The sequence below is a fragment of the Sphingomonas sp. GM_Shp_1 genome, from assembly GCF_026540895.1.
GTDB lineage: Bacteria > Pseudomonadota > Alphaproteobacteria > Sphingomonadales > Sphingomonadaceae > Sphingomonas.
On record NZ_JALNUR010000007.1, the window covers coordinates 89,630 to 107,599 of the forward strand.

At 65.6% G+C, this 17,970-nt stretch carries 28 protein-coding genes; 6 read left to right on the forward strand and 22 right to left on the reverse strand.

Translation table 11 applies throughout. From position 1 onward, the window contains the following. Positions 1 to 10: 10 nt before the first annotated feature. The 3 genes from OXQ33_RS06045 to OXQ33_RS06055 form a co-directional block, all read right to left on the reverse strand. Complete coding sequence (locus OXQ33_RS06045; RefSeq protein ID WP_267433794.1) at positions 11 to 2,191, reverse strand: terminase gpA endonuclease subunit; 2,181 nt, start codon at positions 2,189 to 2,191, stop codon at positions 11 to 13. After that, a complete protein-coding gene (locus tag OXQ33_RS06050; protein WP_267433795.1) occupies positions 2,172 to 2,768 on the reverse strand; it encodes a hypothetical protein in 597 nt (198 codons plus the stop codon). Before OXQ33_RS06050 ends, OXQ33_RS06045 begins: the two co-directional genes overlap by 20 nt. A 446-nt stretch (positions 2,769 to 3,214) precedes the next feature. Further along, positions 3,215 to 3,739, reverse strand: coding sequence for a hypothetical protein (locus OXQ33_RS06055; protein WP_267433796.1), 525 nt, complete (start codon positions 3,737 to 3,739; stop codon positions 3,215 to 3,217). A gap of 525 nt (positions 3,740 to 4,264) precedes the next feature. Between OXQ33_RS06055 and OXQ33_RS06060 the strand changes: the two genes are divergently transcribed. Continuing rightward, entirely contained in the window at positions 4,265 to 4,729 is a 465-nt protein-coding gene (locus OXQ33_RS06060; RefSeq protein ID WP_267433797.1) for a helix-turn-helix domain-containing protein, read from the forward strand. Between the two features lie 11 nt (positions 4,730 to 4,740). Here the strand turns inward: OXQ33_RS06060 and OXQ33_RS06065 are convergent, their stop codons facing one another. The 19 genes from OXQ33_RS06065 to OXQ33_RS06155 form a co-directional block, all read right to left on the reverse strand. Further along, positions 4,741 to 5,301, reverse strand: a complete 561-nt coding sequence (locus OXQ33_RS06065; RefSeq protein WP_267433798.1) for a hypothetical protein — start codon at positions 5,299 to 5,301, stop codon at positions 4,741 to 4,743. Then, entirely contained in the window at positions 5,270 to 6,067 is a 798-nt protein-coding gene (locus OXQ33_RS06070; RefSeq protein ID WP_267433799.1) for a hypothetical protein, read from the reverse strand. Before OXQ33_RS06070 ends, OXQ33_RS06065 begins: the two co-directional genes overlap by 32 nt. Then, positions 6,064 to 6,492, reverse strand: a complete 429-nt coding sequence (locus tag OXQ33_RS06075; protein WP_267433800.1) for a hypothetical protein — start codon at positions 6,490 to 6,492, stop codon at positions 6,064 to 6,066. The genes OXQ33_RS06070 and OXQ33_RS06075 overlap by 4 nt, the downstream gene beginning before the upstream one ends. A 29-nt stretch (positions 6,493 to 6,521) precedes the next feature. Further along, positions 6,522 to 6,758, reverse strand: coding sequence for a hypothetical protein (locus OXQ33_RS06080; protein ID WP_267433801.1), 237 nt, complete (start codon positions 6,756 to 6,758; stop codon positions 6,522 to 6,524). A gap of 65 nt (positions 6,759 to 6,823) precedes the next feature. Beyond that, the gene (locus OXQ33_RS06085; RefSeq protein WP_267433802.1) at positions 6,824 to 7,603 is read right to left on the reverse strand and encodes a PRTRC system ThiF family protein; all 780 of its coding nucleotides are present in this window, start codon (positions 7,601 to 7,603) and stop codon (positions 6,824 to 6,826) included. Next, complete coding sequence (locus OXQ33_RS06090) at positions 7,593 to 8,252, reverse strand: PRTRC system protein A (protein WP_267433803.1); 660 nt, start codon at positions 8,250 to 8,252, stop codon at positions 7,593 to 7,595. The genes OXQ33_RS06085 and OXQ33_RS06090 overlap by 11 nt, the downstream gene beginning before the upstream one ends. Next, complete coding sequence (locus OXQ33_RS06095) at positions 8,249 to 9,046, reverse strand: PRTRC system protein B (protein WP_267433804.1); 798 nt, start codon at positions 9,044 to 9,046, stop codon at positions 8,249 to 8,251. The genes OXQ33_RS06090 and OXQ33_RS06095 overlap by 4 nt, the downstream gene beginning before the upstream one ends. After that, positions 9,043 to 10,173, reverse strand: a complete 1,131-nt coding sequence (locus OXQ33_RS06100) for a hypothetical protein (protein ID WP_267433805.1) — start codon at positions 10,171 to 10,173, stop codon at positions 9,043 to 9,045. Before OXQ33_RS06100 ends, OXQ33_RS06095 begins: the two co-directional genes overlap by 4 nt. A gap of 72 nt (positions 10,174 to 10,245) precedes the next feature. Continuing rightward, complete coding sequence (locus OXQ33_RS06105; protein WP_267433806.1) at positions 10,246 to 10,452, reverse strand: PRTRC system protein C; 207 nt, start codon at positions 10,450 to 10,452, stop codon at positions 10,246 to 10,248. Positions 10,453 to 10,491: 39 nt separating this feature from the next. Then, on the reverse strand, positions 10,492 to 10,908 hold the full coding sequence (locus tag OXQ33_RS06110; protein WP_267433807.1) for a PRTRC system protein E: 417 nt from the start codon (positions 10,906 to 10,908) through the stop codon (positions 10,492 to 10,494). Between the two features lie 4 nt (positions 10,909 to 10,912). After that, positions 10,913 to 12,175 carry a PRTRC system ParB family protein gene (locus OXQ33_RS06115; RefSeq protein WP_267433842.1) on the reverse strand — a complete coding sequence of 421 codons (1,263 nt, stop codon included), beginning with the start codon at positions 12,173 to 12,175 and terminating at the stop codon, positions 10,913 to 10,915. 164 nt (positions 12,176 to 12,339) lie between these two features. After that, entirely contained in the window at positions 12,340 to 12,576 is a 237-nt protein-coding gene (locus tag OXQ33_RS06120) for a hypothetical protein (protein ID WP_267433808.1), read from the reverse strand. After that, positions 12,573 to 12,737, reverse strand: a complete 165-nt coding sequence (locus tag OXQ33_RS06125; protein WP_267433809.1) for a hypothetical protein — start codon at positions 12,735 to 12,737, stop codon at positions 12,573 to 12,575. Before OXQ33_RS06125 ends, OXQ33_RS06120 begins: the two co-directional genes overlap by 4 nt. Then, entirely contained in the window at positions 12,737 to 13,045 is a 309-nt protein-coding gene (locus tag OXQ33_RS06130; RefSeq protein ID WP_267433810.1) for a hypothetical protein, read from the reverse strand. Before OXQ33_RS06130 ends, OXQ33_RS06125 begins: the two co-directional genes overlap by 1 nt. After that, positions 13,045 to 13,464, reverse strand: coding sequence for a hypothetical protein (locus tag OXQ33_RS06135; protein ID WP_267433811.1), 420 nt, complete (start codon positions 13,462 to 13,464; stop codon positions 13,045 to 13,047). Before OXQ33_RS06135 ends, OXQ33_RS06130 begins: the two co-directional genes overlap by 1 nt. Positions 13,465 to 13,506: 42 nt before the next feature. Further along, complete coding sequence (locus OXQ33_RS06140) at positions 13,507 to 14,016, reverse strand: phage regulatory CII family protein (RefSeq protein ID WP_267433812.1); 510 nt, start codon at positions 14,014 to 14,016, stop codon at positions 13,507 to 13,509. After that, the gene (locus tag OXQ33_RS06145; protein ID WP_267433813.1) at positions 14,009 to 14,305 is read right to left on the reverse strand and encodes a hypothetical protein; all 297 of its coding nucleotides are present in this window, start codon (positions 14,303 to 14,305) and stop codon (positions 14,009 to 14,011) included. Before OXQ33_RS06145 ends, OXQ33_RS06140 begins: the two co-directional genes overlap by 8 nt. A gap of 3 nt (positions 14,306 to 14,308) precedes the next feature. Further along, positions 14,309 to 14,515: a hypothetical protein gene (locus tag OXQ33_RS06150; protein WP_267433814.1), complete on the reverse strand. Its 207-nt coding sequence runs from the start codon at positions 14,513 to 14,515 to the stop codon at positions 14,309 to 14,311. A 204-nt stretch (positions 14,516 to 14,719) separates the two neighbouring features. After that, positions 14,720 to 15,025, reverse strand: coding sequence for a hypothetical protein (locus OXQ33_RS06155; RefSeq protein WP_267433815.1), 306 nt, complete (start codon positions 15,023 to 15,025; stop codon positions 14,720 to 14,722). A 236-nt stretch (positions 15,026 to 15,261) separates the two neighbouring features. On the opposite strand from OXQ33_RS06155, the gene OXQ33_RS06160 reads away from it, so the two are divergent. The 5 genes from OXQ33_RS06160 to OXQ33_RS06180 all read left to right on the forward strand — a co-directional run bounded on the left by OXQ33_RS06160 (position 15,262) and on the right by OXQ33_RS06180 (position 17,822). Then, a complete protein-coding gene (locus OXQ33_RS06160) occupies positions 15,262 to 16,149 on the forward strand; it encodes an XRE family transcriptional regulator (protein ID WP_267433816.1) in 888 nt (295 codons plus the stop codon). A gap of 90 nt (positions 16,150 to 16,239) precedes the next feature. Further along, positions 16,240 to 16,725, forward strand: a complete 486-nt coding sequence (locus OXQ33_RS06165) for a hypothetical protein (protein WP_267433817.1) — start codon at positions 16,240 to 16,242, stop codon at positions 16,723 to 16,725. Next, positions 16,722 to 16,979, forward strand: a complete 258-nt coding sequence (locus OXQ33_RS06170; RefSeq protein WP_267433818.1) for a hypothetical protein — start codon at positions 16,722 to 16,724, stop codon at positions 16,977 to 16,979. Before OXQ33_RS06165 ends, OXQ33_RS06170 begins: the two co-directional genes overlap by 4 nt. Before the next feature lie 59 nt (positions 16,980 to 17,038). Then, complete coding sequence (locus tag OXQ33_RS06175; protein ID WP_267433819.1) at positions 17,039 to 17,287, forward strand: hypothetical protein; 249 nt, start codon at positions 17,039 to 17,041, stop codon at positions 17,285 to 17,287. A gap of 7 nt (positions 17,288 to 17,294) precedes the next feature. Further along, positions 17,295 to 17,822 (forward strand): hypothetical protein, encoded by a 528-nt coding sequence (locus tag OXQ33_RS06180; RefSeq protein ID WP_267433820.1) that lies wholly within the window; start codon positions 17,295 to 17,297, stop codon positions 17,820 to 17,822. Positions 17,823 to 17,970 lie beyond the last annotated feature (148 nt).

Here is a 17,970-nt window from a genome sequence, read left to right on the forward strand (position 1 = left end):
AATCTCCTTGTCAGCGTGATCGGACCACCCGGACACCGCGACGGGCACCTGATCGGCCAGCGCCGGGCCTTGTCGGCGGCCCGGCCGGGCGGGATACGGTGACGCGCGGGCCGCTGGGTGGCGTCGGCGTCGGGTTGGGGTCATCAGGGGTCGGCGGCGGCGCGGCGACCGGCGCGGGAGGACGTGGCGGCCTGGCCCACATGGGTACGCTCGTCAGGTTCTGATCCCACCCGACTAGGCGGATCATCACGACGATCGCGTAGATGAAGAGGTCCCAGGTTTCGTTGCGGGCGCCGTCCGGCTTTTCCCAGAGGCCCTCGACTTTTTCCTCGGCCCGGAGCTCCGCGAGATGCTTGTCGCTTAGGTCGACGGGCAGACCGATATAGGCAGGCCCCGGGTCCTTTCGGCGGAGGCGATAATCAGCCATATCCTTCACGCGGTTGACGTTGGGGACGAACAGTTCGACCTGCGGCGCGCCCGGGATCTGGCGTTTGGCATCCGGCGTCGGGGAGGGCAGGATGCGACCGTTCGGTCGGTTTCCGCCCTTCAGCAACGTGATATGCGTCGGTGACAGAGCCGGGCGGCGCTCGCGGCGGCTCCCGGTCATCATGTCATGCCACCAAGCGAAGGCATTATCGGTGGCGTCGTCTGAACCGCCGGTATCAACACCTGTGCAGAAAACCGGCACACGTATCGAGGGGTCGCGCTTCAGCGGATAGGTCCGCTTGAGCACCTTGGAATACAGCACTGACCAATGCTCGCGACGGCGGAACGGCTCCAGCTTGGTGATACCGTCATCGAGCGTGAGGATGTCGAACCGATCGATGATCCAGGCGCGGTTTCCGATACCGTGACCGACCGCCATCACCGAAAAGCGATCGACACCAAGGTCGACGGTCATCGTGATCGCGACCACGCCGTCGGGCACCTCGCCCATGCGATAATCGGACGCGCGGGCCCGTTCGGTCAGCGCATCGACCGTCATCGGCGCATCTCCCGACGACCGGCTGACGTAATTGCGGCCGACCACGGTCTGGAAGAAGGACTTGAGCGGGCCTTCGTCCTGGTGATCCTCGAAACGCTGCTCGGCCAGGCGGAAGCGCTGGACCATGTTGGCCCAAGGCGCGAGGCCAAACACGCCGTCCCAATAATAGGAATCGATGGTGTTGGGCTCGAGTTCGCCGTCGATGCCGTCATTCTTGCCGCTGGCGCGCGAGACGGCGATCTCGCCCTTCCCCACCCAGCGCCCAGTCGCCATGAGGAACGACTTTTCGTTGTGCTCATGGGGTCGGCCGCAATGCGGGCAGACCATCACCGCCTTCTTGCCGGACTCGATCGCGGAGCAATCGGTGGGATAGCTCAGTCGCTCCCACGCCATCTCGAACGGCTCGGCGCATTGCTGGCAATCGACCCACCAGCGCCGGGCGGTACCGCTCGCGACCAGCGCCTCGATGCCGCGCTTCGGACCCTTTTTCGGCGACGAATTGACGTAGAGCTTGGAGCCGTACTCGAGAAACGAGGTGGTGCGGCCGGAGAACAGCGACACGGCATCGCCTTGGTCAGCGATATCGTCGTCGAAGTCGTCGTAATCGTCGAGGCGCCCACGCGAGAATGGACGTGCGCGAAAGTTCGGCCCGGTGGGCCACAGGAAATGCCAGTCGCACCCGCGAAACTGCTTGAGATAGATGTTGTCGGCGCTGGCGGTGGTCAGCTGACGCGCGGCGACGTCGGGGCATTCCTCCAAGAGCTTGTTGATCTGCGTGGTGACGTACGACGCGGTCAATTCCTTGGTCGGCGAATAGAACGCCATGTCAGCCGGGTCGTAGATGACCGAATGCAGCTGCCAGTTGTTGCCGATCTCCGATTTGCCCATCTGGCTGGGCCCCATCACCGCGACGATCGCGTAATGGCTGGTCATCGCCAGATTGTTGGTCGGCAGCACCAGGTGCTGCATCGGGATCGGGCTCTCGCGCCAGGGCCCCGAATAGGCGCCCGGGTTCCGGAGGTTGCGGTGCCGGTCGGCCGCCTCCATCGGCGTCAGCTTCTCGGGGAAGCGGACCTCGCCGAAGGCGATACGAAGCGTTGCGCGCACGTTCGCGAACCGGGGAGGCTCGCGCGTCTGCTCCATGAGCAGCGACAGCGCGCCCAGGCGCGGACTGGCGGCGACCGGCTTAACTGCCGGGATCGACATCGACGTCCAATGTGGCGACGAACTTGGCCAGGCGCTTGGCGATCTCGTCGTCGATCGCCGTCTCGACCTCCTTTTCCAAACCGAACTGGCGGCGGACGACGCGGCCGACCGCCTGCAACTGGCGGCGGAGCTCAATCACCGCATTGACGGTCTCGGCCTCAATGTCCGCGACGCGCGCGAGCTCGCCGATCGCCTGGCGGTATGCGAGCTCGGCTTCACCGGCCTTGAATTCTTCGTACCGCTGTTTGCCGGTGAGCCCGAGGCCTTCGTCATCACCTGCATCGCCGAGCGCAGACAACCGCCATTCGGCCAGCGCCGCGCTGCGCTCGTCAGATTCAACGTTCGCGGTCCCGCGCGACTTCCACCACTCGACGGCACCGGCGGCGACGATCTTGTATCCGACGCCGCGCCGCCCGCGCTCGATGATCCATTCGGCATCCGCCGGAGCGTTCGCCAGATGCTTGCGCATCGTCTCCGGCGTGACGCCGCAGATGGAGGCGAGCTCGTCCAGGCTGACAATGAGATCGGACGATTTACGCTTTTTCGGCGCCTGCCGTGGTGTCGCTGCTCTCGCCATGACGCCTCCAGCGCCCGTTCAGCGGGGGGCGGGCAAAACCAAAACCGTAATAATAAGGCGTAACGATTTCCGAACACGGGAAACGCACGCGGGCCGCGCCTTCGCCCCCCGCATCGCACCCGGATCGCCGGGGGGACCCAAAGGGGGGGTATGGTGCCTAGGCGGGGTCAGCCGCCCCTGACAGCCTGCCAGACGGCGCGGCTGATACGCTCAGCCTCAGCAATGCGCTGCTCGACACGCGACGCCGTGCGCGCGGGCTGGTCGCAATCTTCGGCAAGGGTCTCGAGCTCATGCGCCAGTCGGCGCAGGCGAACGCCTGTCGGTGCATCATGTTGAGCCATCGGGCCCCCGCATTCTCTGGACGAGTTTTTAATGACGCCCATCGACATCATCGATGTGCGCGATATGCGAGGGTGGTCACACCATCCGATTAGCTCGCAGGCTGCTTAGGCAGCGGCTCCCGCTTGGGATGACGGGTCATTTACCTCATCACGATCCAAGAGGAAAGTCGCAATCTTGAGGCGCATATTGCCGATCAACGCGAGGGTGAACCGGCCATCGCTTTCCTCGACTATCCCGCTGATCCCCTTGAACGCTGGTGTGGGGACGCCGATCGTCGCACCGACTGGTACCGCCCTGCCCCGCGCATTCCGCCGCGCACGTCGCGCTCGATCATCAGCGGCGGCCTGCATACGGCGCTCCTCGATACGCAGCCCATGGACCTCGCTGTCTTTGATCTCCGGGACTTTCCCTCGGTAGGTCATCAGGCTGAACGGCGGGTGCGGGTGGAGCGGCTGGGATGCCAACGCTCGTAGGGCATCCTTATGCTCGGCATCTGCAAACACGAACGTCGGGATGATCGGCGTCTCAACCTCCCGACGTTCCTTATCCTTTGATCGCGGTATGCGGCGGCTGATCGTCTGTCGGGGCGTCCAAACGGCGAAGCCCGCCTCGGCAAGCGATTCGGCCAAGCGCAAGGTCCGGGGCGCGGCTGTCCGCAGTATGATCCAGCTAGGCCGCCGCCAGCCGTCGTTCGTAACATTCGCTACGTCATTGCGACCATCGGCCGCACCAATCTTCCCGTCCATGTGAACCCCGCCCAGGGCCGGATCGGCCCCGAATGCTTGATATCGGAACAAATGGGGTTTCGTCAGGGCGATTTACGCCTGACCTCTTCGGGGCTCCGGCATAAAATACGATTTCACATCATATTTGTATTGACGGATGCGATCTCACATCGTATTGAGAATGCACCGGACGGCAATACGGCCATTCGGTGAACCGGAGGCGAAGATGGATATCTTCCACTGGTTCATCTCGAAACTGAAACAGATCAAAGTGAAGTTCCACCTCTCACTGAAGATCGACATCAGAATCGGGTGAACAACCGGGGCCCCCTTCCACAAGGGGCCCCACCTCCGGTCTGGCAATAGAGCAGGGAGGCCCCCGTCCAAACGGGGCCTCACCTCCCATGGGCGAGTTGATAAGGAAGCGAGATGGACGGCGCGGAAATCCGAGCGCGGCGCAAGGCTCTCAAGATGTCCCAAGCCGAATTTGGCCAGGCGTTAGGCCTGACCGGCGACTTCATCGGGCGGCTTGAGCGCGGTACCGCCACTATCGAACCTCGCACTGAAGCGGCTATCCGCGCGCTAAAACCTGCCCCATTGAGGCGCACGCCGCAATTGCATGATCCCGTTGAACGCATCATCGAGAAGGCATTGATCGAGGCTGGCATAGACTTCACCACGGATGACGGCGGCGGCAATGACTCACGCCTGGATTTCTACCTTCCCGGCTTCGATATCGCGATCGAGGTCAAACGCTTCTATTCGTCGCGCACCGGCGAACAGATGGCGCGTGCGCCGAATGTCATAGTCGCCCAAGGCATAACTGCGGTCAATTTTCTTGCAGCAGCCTTGAGGTCCGGCGATTTTTTTCATTTCCTCCATGCTGGTCGATAAGTCGATGCGCCTCACGCTGCCAAACCCGGTGGTGTTATCGGATTGCCCAGCCCGCGACTGATCCTGGCTTCCGCCAGGATCGCCTGCACGTCGCCTGGCCGCAGCGGATCGGCCGCGAGTTCGGCTGCGCGTGCGTCCTCTCGGTCGGCTTGGTCGGCCAGCCGTATGAGGTGTGCGGCGCGCGCCTTGCGCTGGTGGATCAGGGGATTGATGAACGTTCGCAGTTCGCCTGCGGATCGCGGGAAGAACCGGCGACCAGGCGCATTGCAATAGGCTCGGCAAGCCACCTCCAGTATGTCGAGCGGCACATCCTCGAGATGGACGCGCAACAGCTTCAGCGTCGCCTCGGCTTCCTGCGCGTGCTCATCCCGCACAATCGTCCCGGATCGCAGGCCCAAAAGCACGCGATGCCGTTCGTCCTTCGTGCTCGGCGCCAGAGCGTCCGCATACACCATCGCGGCGGCGCGAAGCCCTTCCCCAGCGCCGGTCGGGATGGGCAGGCCGTACCCGTGGGGGACCGAGCAATCGAGCATGTGGTGATCAACCCATTTCGGGATCGCCGCCTCCAGCATAGCGCTCGAGTAGCGGGTCGCGGAAACCGCCGTTCCGGTCGTTGCGTCGTGGGTCTTGGCGAGTGCGGTGGTCATTGCGTCGTGCCTCCGAGAGGATCTTGTCATGCTGGTCGCGGATGCGGTTCCACCAGGTGCGGTCCCAATCCGTCTTCGTCGCGTCCCTGCCCCGGGACAGCCAGAAGTCGCGGAAGCCATCGAGCTCCCGCTGCTCCCGGCCGGGCGGCCACTGCGCGACAAGCTCGGCGACGCTGGCCGGATAGGGCTGGCGCGGTTGCCAGTCGTCGGGGATCCGCATCGGCTTGCGCACCGGGCGGCGGGCCGCGAGGTGTTCGCAACCGGCGACCAGCAGCGCGATCGCAACCTCGAACGGGATCGGCCTCGCGTATGTGCGCGCCTCGCTCACACACGGGGTGGGGTTAATTTTTTTGGGGGTTTGGGGGGATTTTTTATTAGGGGCGGGGTCTGCGTTACCGGTCGTTACCGCTTGGGTAACGCCGTTACGCACCGTTACCCCTGCCCCGTCATCGACCGTAACGTCGTTACCGTCCGTTACGGTTGCCGTAACGCCGTTACCTTGCGCCGCCGCCTTCAGCCTGTCCCGATAACGCTGCTGCTTGCGCGCGGCCGGGCTGCGCATATCGGCCGTCATAGCTTCGGCGATACGCTGGTCGGCCAGCGCCGCCGCCGCCGACAACGCCGCGACCTCTGCAACGAGGTGTGCGGGCGTGCCTGCCTCGAGCAAACGGGTGATCAGGTCGACGCTCATCCCAGCATCCCGAACATGTCGGTCTGCGGACCCACGGTGAACGGTATGACCTCGGGCGGCGGCGCGAACACCGGCTCGGAAGCCGCCGAAACCAAGACACTCGTCGTCTGCCGGCCCTGAGGCAGCGGGCGGCCGTCGATCCGCGCGCGCAGTCGTTCGCGCACGCGGTCCATAATCTCCCCTTCATTGATCATCACGCCGCTTCGCGGGCAGCGATAGGGCTGGCAGGCGGCGAGGTGCGCAGACCAGAAATCGGCGTCATGCGTTGTCGCCGGGACGGCGATGGGCGCAGGTTCGACGGCCGCCGCCGACACCTCGGCCAGCATGCCTGCGGCGACGCGCTCCAGCACGCCGGCAATGGTCTGCGACCCCTTGTCAGGCTGCTGGCGCAACACGGCGGCGCGCGCACGCCATCGGTCGGCCATACGGGTATTCCAGGAAGCGCATTCAGGCGTCACGCACACCCCGCTTCCTTGCGCAGCTTTTGCGCATGTTCGACGATCTTGTCGGCACGGGCGACCATCGCGGCGGCGCGGGTGTCGAGCGCGTCGGCGACATCGATCAGGTTCTCATCGGATATGCCGCGCTCACCATCCATCTTGGCGCGCGTCCCGCGCTCCTTTATACCCATGGCAACGGCCAGCGCACCGACCCCGCCCAGCATGGCCGCCGCCGTCTCGATCCCCATCATGCGTGCTATTTCGACAGGGTGGCCCTTCTGTGCCGGTTGAGCGGCACAGCTAATCTTCTCGTCCGTCATTGAGGTGCTCCCGTTGCCAATGGTGCCCGGGGCAGCGGTATGGGCATGCTCTGGCCGCTGCTGAGGTTGATGAAGGCGCCGGCGTGACCAATCGAGCCACGGCCCAGCAGGTCGAACAACAGTGCCAGGGCGTGGCTCGCGACGACGCGATTGACGAACAGCGACTGCCGCTCGAGCGCCTCGGCCACGGAGCAGGATGGTGCATCATCCTCGGCGATGCCTTCGTCCGCGATCTCGGGAAAATACTCCAGGACGGTCGGGAGGCGGTTCGCTTTCCTTCCATGCGCCGGCTCGGGGCAACCGATGATGAACTGCCCGTCCGTCGCGCGATTACCGAGGTCCATCCAATACCGTGGCGATGTACGGCCCTCGCCTATCGCGCCGCCGAGTGCGCGTCGCGCCGCCGCCGTGTCGACGCAGCTGATCAGCAGGTCGATACCATCGAGCCCGATCGCCGCTGGCGCGCGGCCATGGACCGCCTGCCAATCCAGGCCATGCGCTATGTTGATCCGTTCCGTGAGCGTCCGGGCCTTTGAGGCGCCGATATCGCACCGATAGAAGGGTTGCCGCCCAAGGTTCGCCTCGCTGACCGTATCGTCGTCGACGACGGTGACGTGCAGCGATCGCGACGAGATCGCGCGCATCGCCGCATCGAGCGACGCCAATCCCATCAGCATCTGCGCGCCATTGCCGCCACAGCCGACCAGCAGGACGTTGATGACACGGTGACCATACTGGTCGGGGAGATAGTGCCGGCTCGCCGTGTCATTCTGCATGGGTATCTCCTGCGAAAGGAGTGCGCGGCATCGGCAGGAACATGCCGCCTGCACAGAGACGGGCGACCCTCACCGGGCCGCCGGGTGCATCGAGGCGGCCATAGACGATGGCGATTTTGGTGCTGTGCGCGTCATCGGCATCATCGGTGCCGCTAAAGAACGCCGGTGCGGTGCCATGGCTGTGGATGTCGCAGACCATGTGCCAGCCGGCCGCCAATGCCGGCGTTCGGTAGACGAGCCGCGAAGGGGTGGCCTCGTCGATCAACGGGAAGTCGATCGCGAACTCGCCGGTGGCTTCGCACCACATCACGAACGCCGCCGCCTCGTTGGGCAGCGCTGCGCGCAGGTGCACGACGATGGCGTCCTGTATCGAGCCGGGGATCAGGCCGCAGCGCAGGAACGCCTGGGGCGCGCCGATGCTGCCGTAAGGCAGGTGCGCTTCAATCGGCGGTGCGACGACGACGTCGAGCGCGAGCCATGGCCGCCGCAGGATCAGCATGATGCCGTCGCGGCCGACGGCCAGGCCATGACCAGCCTGGGCGGCACGCAAGGCGTTGATGGCCGGCGAACGACCGGTCGGCGGCACGGGATGGCAAGGAACTGCGGCCAGTACCGCCGCCGCCGTGGGATCATCAGCGAGCCACGTCATGAGCGTGCGCTCCGCTTGATCACTTCGCCGAGCGTCATCGGCGGTGCCGCGTTGCCGCCGGACCGAGGGCGAAAGGGTTTCAGGCGGTGCGTCGGGAAGCGCACCGCCTTGCGCGTGGCCAGACGGTCCCACAGCCGCACCAGTCCGCCCTTGCCGGAAACCGTCGCCTCCTGCCCCGGATTGGGGTGCGTCGACCAGGAATCGAACACGGCCCGCTCGAACTCGGGGATCGCCGCCACCGTGATCGTCTTCGGGAAAGCGATGTTGCCCCAGCAGAGGCTGCCGTCGGTGTAGACGTTGAGGACCGGGGAATGCAGCAACACGGTGTCCGCCGCCGGCCTCTCGCTGGTCGGCAAGGCATAGACCCAGAGCCGGCCTCGGGTGGCGATGAAGACGTGCGCCGGATAGGGCAACGGCATGACCGTTCGCGCCGCCAGTGCCGCAAGGCCCTTCGGCGGCGACGTCAGGGCGAAGTAAGATGTGCGCACCGCCGCCGGCACCCACCAGACGAGGATATCGGGATGCGAGACCAGGACGTTGGCGGGCAGGATTTCCGGCAACACCGTCTGGCCGAGCGCCGCCGTCCACTGGCGAATATGCGCCCGTGACAGGGGCACGCCGGCGGCAATCATGGGTTGGCCGTCGGAATGGTCGACGACGTGCATGCTCGCGAACGTGGGGCCGCCGGACTTTTTGGCTGCATATGATAGCGGAGCCTCGCTGCGATAGAGCAGGATCGCGTTGGCCAGCACCAGGCCGCCGTCCGTGGCTTCGAAAGATGCGGAAACGGTCATCGTGCACTCTCCCGGTTCATGGGATCGAGGCTGATCAGCTGCTGCGCGGCGAGCAGGAAGTCGGCACCGAGCTTCAGGGTTGCGAACCAAGCATCGATCGTGGCGGCGTCGGTCAGTGGGCACAGGCCTGCGACGTTGTCGAAGCCTTGCTCCATCCCGAACCGACCGACGTCGTCGAGCTCGCGCGCGAAATGGTCGAAGGGGACCAGGGTCAGCGGCGGCAGGTGGGAACTATCCTCCAGCCCGGGGAGGTATTCCGACCAATGCTCCCGGTCGACGCACCACGCGTTGTTACCGCGCCCGGCGGCCTTGAGCGCCGCATGCGTCTCACGGACGTGCGCGATCGCGAGGCGCAGGGGACGCGGCATATCCTTCAGGGGCGCGGGCTTTCCCGTCATCCAGTCAGGACGCCGCCCGTTCATCTCCGATGGCAGGGTCATGTCGTACAGGACGTCGGGATCCTCGCCGTGATACTCGATCAGGGTCGCGCGCGCCCCGGCGTCGTCAGTGGCACCATCCCAATAATAGGCGGACACCTCTTCGAAGAGATCGGCATAGCTGAACACCGGCAGCGCGGTGCCGAGGGTGGACTCGAGCAGCGAGTAAGCGGCCGCTCTCCAGCCTACCGGGGCAACGGGGCCCGAAAGGGTATCCGACAAGACATTGCTCTTCTCGATCCAACCCAGGTCGATCTGGCCGACGCTGTCGCAGATTACCGCCAGCGCCGGGGGCAGGTTCGCTTCGCCGACAAGAGCAACCACGCTGAGATCGGCGAGGTCGAAGGGCTTGAGAATGTCGAGCACCGCCGCCTTAAACACCTGCTCGATGTGCCGCCGCGCCTCGTGGCGCGTGTATAGCTCATCCGAACCCGCCCGCGCGGCGACCCAACGGCCGATCAACTTGTGATGCGGCGCGAGGGACGCGTCGAAGATCGCCGGCACTTCCATCGAGATCGTGACCGGTCGGCCGACGATATCAACCGAGGGGCGCGAGGCGGAGACCGGGCGGCGGCTCGAGCGGCTCGACAAAGCCCCGACCGCCGCCGGCCGGGAGGAGGATCTGCGCGTGAAGCGTCTGGACGGCGGCGCTGCAAACGGGGTGGGTGGTGCCAGTTGTGTGGCCATCATCGATCTCGATCCATTCGAGGAGAGTTTTTCGGGTTGCGGGCGCGATGGCGCCGCGTCGCGCGGACGCCATGGTCAGCCCTTGGTGCCGACGGCGCGCCGATACTCGGTGACGTGCACAGTGCCCGCCACCCCGACGTCGATCGCCTCCGCGTTCAGAATCGCCGGGTAGAGGGTGGCGTGATAGGCGCGCAGGGCCTGGGGATCTCCGGCGAGATGCGGCGGGATCGGCAGGTCGATGCCGTCGTAACGATAGGCGCGAGTGAGTTGGTTGATCTGCATGATGGCCTCGAAAACTCAGTGGGGTCGGTCAGGCGGCGCTCACCAGAGACTGGCGGGCTCGCCCGGCTTGGTTTCAGCAGGAGGCGGCGCAGCGGGCGCCGGTGCGGCCAACGCGGCAGGCTTTTCGGCGGACGGCTTCGCCGCCGGCTTGGCCTTCGCGGTCGCACTCTTGGCCTGCTCGGCCGCCGCGCGTTGCTCCGCCAGTTGATCGGCCATGGCCTTGCGGGTGGCGATCAGCTGCCCAAGCGCGCCCTCCTCGCCGCGCGCCAGCTCGGCGTCGATCTCGGCGGCGGTACCGGTGATGGAGATCAGGCGAAGCTCGCCGGGGGTGACGACCTTCGATCCCTCCGCCTTGCGCGGGAGGATGGTCAGCGTGACCGTCTCGTCCGGTCCGGCGACGAGGTCGAAGCCAAGCGAGTAGCGAGACAGCAGCGGCAACAGGCTGGTGATCAGCATGGCATCAATCCTTGTATGCGAGAGCGGCGGCGGCCGGCGGCGCGCCATAGTTGCCGTCGATGGTCATCGCGCTCGGCAGGCGGCCTTCCCAGCGGAAGCCCTTGGCGTTCAGCATTCCGGCAATGATGTCGGGGATCTTGGCTTCGAGCAGCTTGGCGAAAGCCTTCTCGCCCATGTGCGCGATCAGTCCGCATTCCCGGGCGATGAACTTCAGTTCTTCCTTCCCGAAGCGGCCCAGGAAGGCAGCATCCACCTTCCAGGTGTCGCGCAACGTCGCTTCGAACGCGCGACCGATGTCGGGATCGCCCTCGGCCGCCTTGACCAGGGCGACGCGCCATGCGGCATCGCGGATCGTCATCGTCTTGGCCGCGAGGGTCTTTGCGGTGACGGTGACATGGGGGGGCGCCGGTTTTGGCGCGGGTTTCGCACTTGCCGCCGCCGAGGGTGCAGCCTGCCCGTCCTGGCCCGGCCCAGCGGCGGGGATGCTCGATCCGGCAAGCTGATCCCCGCGAATGTGGAGATCCTTGCCGGACTGCGCCGCTTCGGCCTTCAGCTGGTAGCAGCCCGGATTGGTGCAATGCCCGTCGTCGACGTGCGTTTCGAACAACACGCGCTGCGAGCCCGAGTTGAATGGGCACGTCAGACATTCCGCCTTGTCGAAGACGGCGGCCGCAAGGCTCTGCGTCACCCGCATCAGCAGTTCGCGGGTCTTGGCGACATCCAGCCCGGCGGTGACGATCGTCTCCAGGGCCTTGGGTTGCTTGTCGCCAGGCACCGCCGCGAGAAGCTCGGCATGCCCGACCTTGATGCGACGCTGATCGAGTGCCGCTTTGACCGGCTCGGCAAGGTTCGCCAGCGCGAGGCGGCGATCAAGCTTCGCGGTCGACCAAGCAAGCCGTCGCGCCGCCTCGGCGCGATCGCCCTGGCACGCCGACAGGATGCGGACGGCGGCATCCGCCTGCTCGGTCTCGGAGGCATCGTCGCGAATGTCGTTTTCGTCGATCGCCGCTTCCAACGCCTCGCTGTCCGTCATCATGAGGATGCGGACCGGCACGACACCCTCGGGTCCGAAGGCGTCCACCGCGGCCTTATGGCGACGGCCACCGGCGACGATCTGATAGGCGTCGGCCTCCGTGGGGTCCGGACGCGCCAGGATGGGCTGGAGCATGCCGCGAAGCCGCAGCGAGGCCACCATCTCGCGATGCTTGCCCTCGTCGAAGTAGCGACGGGGATTGGCGCCCGGCTTCAGGCTGGAAAGCGGCAGCATGCTAATGCTGGTGGGATCGGGGGGAATACTGCTATTGGTCACGGGTGTTCTCCGAGGCTGGTACGGAGCCCGGAGCGCACAGGCGTTATAGCCTGGTCCGTTCGGGCGTTTTCGCGCTCACCGCTGTCTGGCTGTCAGCGGTTTCGGATCGTCGGGCGGGACCGCTACGGCGGCCCGCCCGATATTCGTGGATCGATGGCGATGACGGCGCGGCCCCCATCGGTCAGCCGGCACGGCTTCTTGCCAGCGGCGATCCCGCGCCGCCGAAGAGCCTTCAGCGTCATGCCGTGGCCGGTGAGGATCGCGTCGTCGGCGAACAGGTCCTCCTGGCGCCGGAGCAAGGTCCGGCACATCGCAGGCGACAGGGTGCGCGCGATCGCCGCCGGTTCGGCCGCCATCATCGCGCCTGCGCGCCCAGGCTACGGACGATGCGCGTCCACAGCCGTTCGGCATCCTGTATCGGCAGCCGCATGCGATGCGCTGCCTCGATCACCGTCGGGCAGCCCTCGGCCATATGCTCGGCCAACCGCTCGATCGGGGTCAGGCGCTTCGACGCGGCCATCACTGCGCCGCCCCGGCGAAGGCAAGCCGCGCCGACAGATTGAAGGCATCCTCGCCCGGCAGATCGTGCTGACCATGCCGCAGCTGGGCGATCAGCAATCGCAGGCTGCTCTTCGTGGCCGCCGATCGGGCGCGCTGTTCCTCGTTGCGATCGGAATAGGTGTAGATGACTTTCCGCACCGCCCCGACAGGCTTGCCCAGGGCCGTGGCGATGTCCCCCAACGATGCGCCGCCGTCATGCATTTCCATGACCGCAGCCTCCATCGGGGTCAGCCCCTGGACGGACGAAAATGAATGACGGGCGGCCATCAGAACGGCATCCCGTCTTCGTCGAGCTCGTCGAGGTCCGCGATGATATCGCCCTTGACCGGATCCACCCAACCCAGGCGCGGAAGGCCATCGGCCTCCGGGGGCAGCGTCGACGAGATGCTGCCGGGCAGTTGGTAAAGGCGCGTCGGCCCCTTCTTGGCCGCCACCTCCCGCGTGCAGCTGGTCAGCTGGTAGATCGAGCCGCCGCCGATCAGCACGACCGGCAGCAAGGCCCCGGCGAAGATCGGCTCCACGCCGAGCAGCTTCGTGCCGAACCGCTCGACCTCGCTGATACGGCCGACGATCGTGCGGTGACCGATCACCTCGACGATCGCGTAATCTCCGTCCGGCAGCATATCCGCCGGACGCACGTTATCCGTCGCGCCGGCGGACGGCGGCGCGCTGTTCTGGTCTTCCATCAATTCCTCCTGATGCTGGCGCCGCCAGCGGTTAGATCGCCGTCACTCCGTCGACTTCCCTCCCTCCGCGATATGGTTGAGGCGAAGGCGGAGGCGGGCGCTTGCGCGATCGAGCGCGTCCAGGCGTTCCCGCGCGACTGCGGCCTCTCCGGGCGTCACCTCCGACCCGGCGGCGCTGCTTTCGTGCATCGCATCGCTGATCGAGCAGGACAGGCCGCCGAGCTCGGTGGCGATGTCCAAGGTGGACTGCACGAGCCCGGCGCCATCGCCGAAGAACTCCGGAACGGGAACGACGATGACGCCGCCGACCACGCGCGCGAGGGCGTGAAGGATGTGCGGATGGCCGTCGGCGCCATGGGTCAGGCTCTCGATCGTGGCGACCGCGCGGAGCGTCAGGCTGTCACGATGGTTGGGCGAGCAACAGCGCGATAACTGGGTGTCGGAAAGGCCCGTCTCCCGCGACGCGATATCCAGGCCACCAAGAGCCTGCACCGCCCGCTTGGTGGCGGCGGCGAGCACCTGTTCATCGGCAGTGAGCCGCGCATCAGCCATTGTTCTGGTTCCGTTCGGGGGTGAGGGAATTCGCCTTGCGCTTTCCCGGTGCGAGCGCTGCCGCCGCCGGGCATTCGTCGCCGCCATGGACACACAACTTACCCGGACGCGGCGGAAGGTCGTCGAATGCGGTGAACTCGACCCCCTCGCCGCGCGCCTTCAGCGCCTCGGCAATACGGATACGCCAGGCGGTCGGGACTTGTCGGCCGGTCTGGCGCCACTTGCGGCGATTCGCGGGCGTCGCGCCGAGCTCGGCGGCGATCGCATCGACGATTTCCCAGGTGAGCATTTATCAATCCTCCAAAGCCGAGGCGCCGGCGACGAGCGCCGTGAAGCCACCGAGAAAGAGGTCGAGCACTGCCAGCGAGCCCCTGGTCGACAGGGTCCAGGCGCGGAAATCCCAGGTGAGTTCCAGAAACGCGCCGCCGACATACAGGGCGATGGTGACCGCCAGCACAGCGATGGCGGCGCGACCGGTGAAGCGTTGAGCCGTGGTCATGCGCAATGCCCTCCACCGGCGGCGCTGGACGCGCCGCCGGCTTCGGCTATCGTTGGGCTGCACCGGACCAACGAAGGGCTATTACGATGGGACCTTATTTCGACGAACTGCGAAGTGTCGTGGATGCCATGGCACGGCTCGTGGCGGAAACCGCGACCGCTGTCGCCAGGACGGGCGCCTTTGACGGGCATGATCCCGACCATGTCAGTGAACTCCTTTCGGAACTCGAGGCGAAGTTGCGTGCGGCGCATCTTCGCGGGGCGCACCACCACATTCTCGAGGCTCAACATGCTCTTCGCAACGAGGAGCGCGCCCCTCGGCTATTGCAATCGCGTCCAGGGTCCTGACCAAACCGCGGGCGGCGTCGACGATCTGTTGACGGCCGTTCTCATCCGCTTCGGTGAGTGCTGGTGCGCGCAGGCGTGCGTCGGCGCCGTTCAGCGCCCGGCCGATCATCTCGGCGACGATCGCGCGAACCTGCCTCTCGGCTTCGGGGGTGAGCGCGCTCATGCCGCGTCCTTCGCGCGGAGCGGGCATTGCGGCGACGTGCACGACCGGACGCGATGGTCCTCCGACCGGATTTCGCAGTTTGCGCAGATGGCGACGACCGGATTAGGACCGGCTGCGATCAGCTCCTCAGCATCGAGGCCCAAGGCCAAGCGCCTTGACGCCTCTAATACCTCACGCTGACGTTGCGCCGGAATGACATCCCGGTCCCACCAGCCTTGCACTGTGGTATGCGAGCGATGACCGAGCTTCTCAGCCATCGGTCGAATGCCGCCAAAGCGCGTGATGATAGATCGAATGCCCATAAGCGCTATGTACGTTTTGACCGTACGTCAGTCAACGATGAAAACGGACGCCGTATGTCGGACACGTCCGGCATGGCAGAGCAAACAGTTGGGTCTATCCTTGGCGACCTTCGCCGGCGCAGTGGTCTGTCGCTGGACGATGTCGCCAAACGGGCCGGTTACAAAGGGCGATCCTCTGTACAAGCCTATTTCGCCAATCATTATGATCCGGCGCGACTCGACTCGGTCGTGGCCGAGAAACTGGCCATGGCGTTGGTTGGACTTGGCACACCGCCGATAGAGCGACATGAGATCATGGCACTTGTAGGCATTCCCGTGCCTACCGAAGTCGCCCCCATAGATCAGCCGATGCCAACGCTTCGCGGGGCTCCACGAGACCTGCCAGTCTTTGGAACGGCGCTGGGAGCCGACCTAAAGTTTCCGGACGGCGATGGGGAGGTCGAAGTCGAACAGACCCTACTGACACTGACAGAGGCAATTACATATGTTCGGCGTCCGCCGGCGATGGAAGGCATGAACAAAGCCTATGCCCTTTTCGTCGTCGGATCGTCGATGGAGCCTCGATACCGCCCAGGCGAACCTGTCTTCATTGACCCGGTACGACCTCCGCAGATCGGCGACGATGTGATCATTCAGCTTTTTCGGCGGAATGACGATGGTGAGGGGGAGGTGGTGGCATCATTGGTCAAAACCCTGCGCCGCCGCACCGCTCATTTCATCGAGTTGGAGCAGTATGAGCCTCGACTGACGTTCAAGGTACCCAATAGCCAAATAGCCCACCTCCACCGAATCATATCGATGCGTGAGGCCTTTTTCGGCTAGTACGAAATAAACGTACATAGACCGTTGACGGACGTACGTTAGCGACGTACAAATCTGCTCATAGCCGGACGCCCGGCGTAGGAGCAGATTATGCAGCAGCAAGCATTGTTCGCTGAAGCGGCCGCCGACGAGGATACCGACCTGCGCGACGCGATCGCGGCGTTCAGCCCGGTGGTCGTTCGGATCCGTCAGCTTTCGGCAAGTCATTTCGCGCTGCCGGAGACGAAGGTGCGGGAACGCGCCGCACTGGAAGACGAGATCCAGAGCCTGCTTGCCGACATCGGCAGTCGGGCCGAGCGACTCGGCACCACCGTCGACGAGCTTCTGCGGCTGATCAACGCGGACCTGGCGGCGTCGAAGGCTAACACCTTCGCGCCGACCGGCGAGTTCGCGCGCCATCTGGCCGACGAGAATTGCCGGGCTGTCGCCCAGGAGCGGCAGGTCCAGCGCGAGGTCGGTAATCTCCAGAAGATCCTTGCCACTGCTGTCGAGGCGCGCGTCGCCGCCGACCGCGCCTGCGCTGGCTTCGTTGCCGGTTATGCCCGGCGCGGCGAAACGAAGGCGACCGCGAAGTGATCGCCGCCGCCCTCCAATATGCCGTGATCGGCGCCGCCGGCTTTGTCGCGATCGGCACCATCCTGGTGATGACCATCCCGAACTGGCGGCGGATCGCCGACGCATTGTTGGGCAATTCCGACGTGTGCCGGTCAACCGGCACGGATGATCGGTGGCGCCGCGTCCATGTCGAGGCGGATCGCCGCAAACCCTTTTCACAGATCCGCGCTGCCACTCCCCGGCGCGGCCCGCTCGGCCGGCGAAGTCCCCACTGACGGACCTCCCATCCGCCGCTGGCCGAGCGGGGAAACCTTTTCTTCAACGAGGACAGACCATGGATATCGCATCCGAGGTTCGCAGCATCGCGAGCCGCAGCTTCACGCGCCATATCGACGACATCCAGCCGGAGACGGTGATCGCGAAGTTGGGCGTCGACTATATCGACATCGCCTGCGTCGCGATCGATCTGGAAGACCGCCTGGGCATCGAGCTTTCGCATGCGGAGTTGGTCCGCCTGGAGAAGCCGACCGCGACGATCGCCGACCTGATCGGGATGGTCGAGCGCGCCAAGGTGATGGCCTGATCCTCCCATGGCGGAATTGATCCCCCTGACCGATGCCCAGGACAAATGGCTCCTGGTGCTGGTGGCTGACCGGGCGACGGGGCGCGCATTCCCGCGCAAGCATCCGGTCTTGTGCGCGCTCGAGCGGCGCGGCTTAGCCGAATGGCGCGGCACGCGGGCCGAGCCGCGCAACGAACGCTGGTTCCCCAGTCCGGAAGGGATGCAGCGCTATCAGCGCGATATGGCTGCGCGGGGCATTCCAACGACCAAGCAGGCACCGCCGCCGTCCTCGCATTGGTTCGGTACCGATGTGCGAGGATCGCGATGGACGCGCCAGCAGCTGATCGTGCTCGACCAGGATGGCTGCAACGATCCGGAACACTGCCGAACCGTTGAGATCGCGGTGCAGCTTCGGCAGCACCCCACCGATTGGACCCTGCCCGCTTCCAAGGAACGTCGCACCCTCCCCGCCCTCGCCATCACGCGGGACGGCCGCCGGGCGAAGGTGATCCTGCCCAGCGGCTGGACCGAATGGAAGGATATCACCCGTGGCTGAGCACGTCGCCTTCGCCGCCGCCGGCATGCCCCGCGTACCTTGGAACGCAGGCTGGACGTCGGAGGATCGATACGAGATCCGGCCATGCCGATGGGTCGGGGGGAAGTTGGCTCTTTGGAGTCCCCATAGTCCTGGGGTTGGAAAGCCG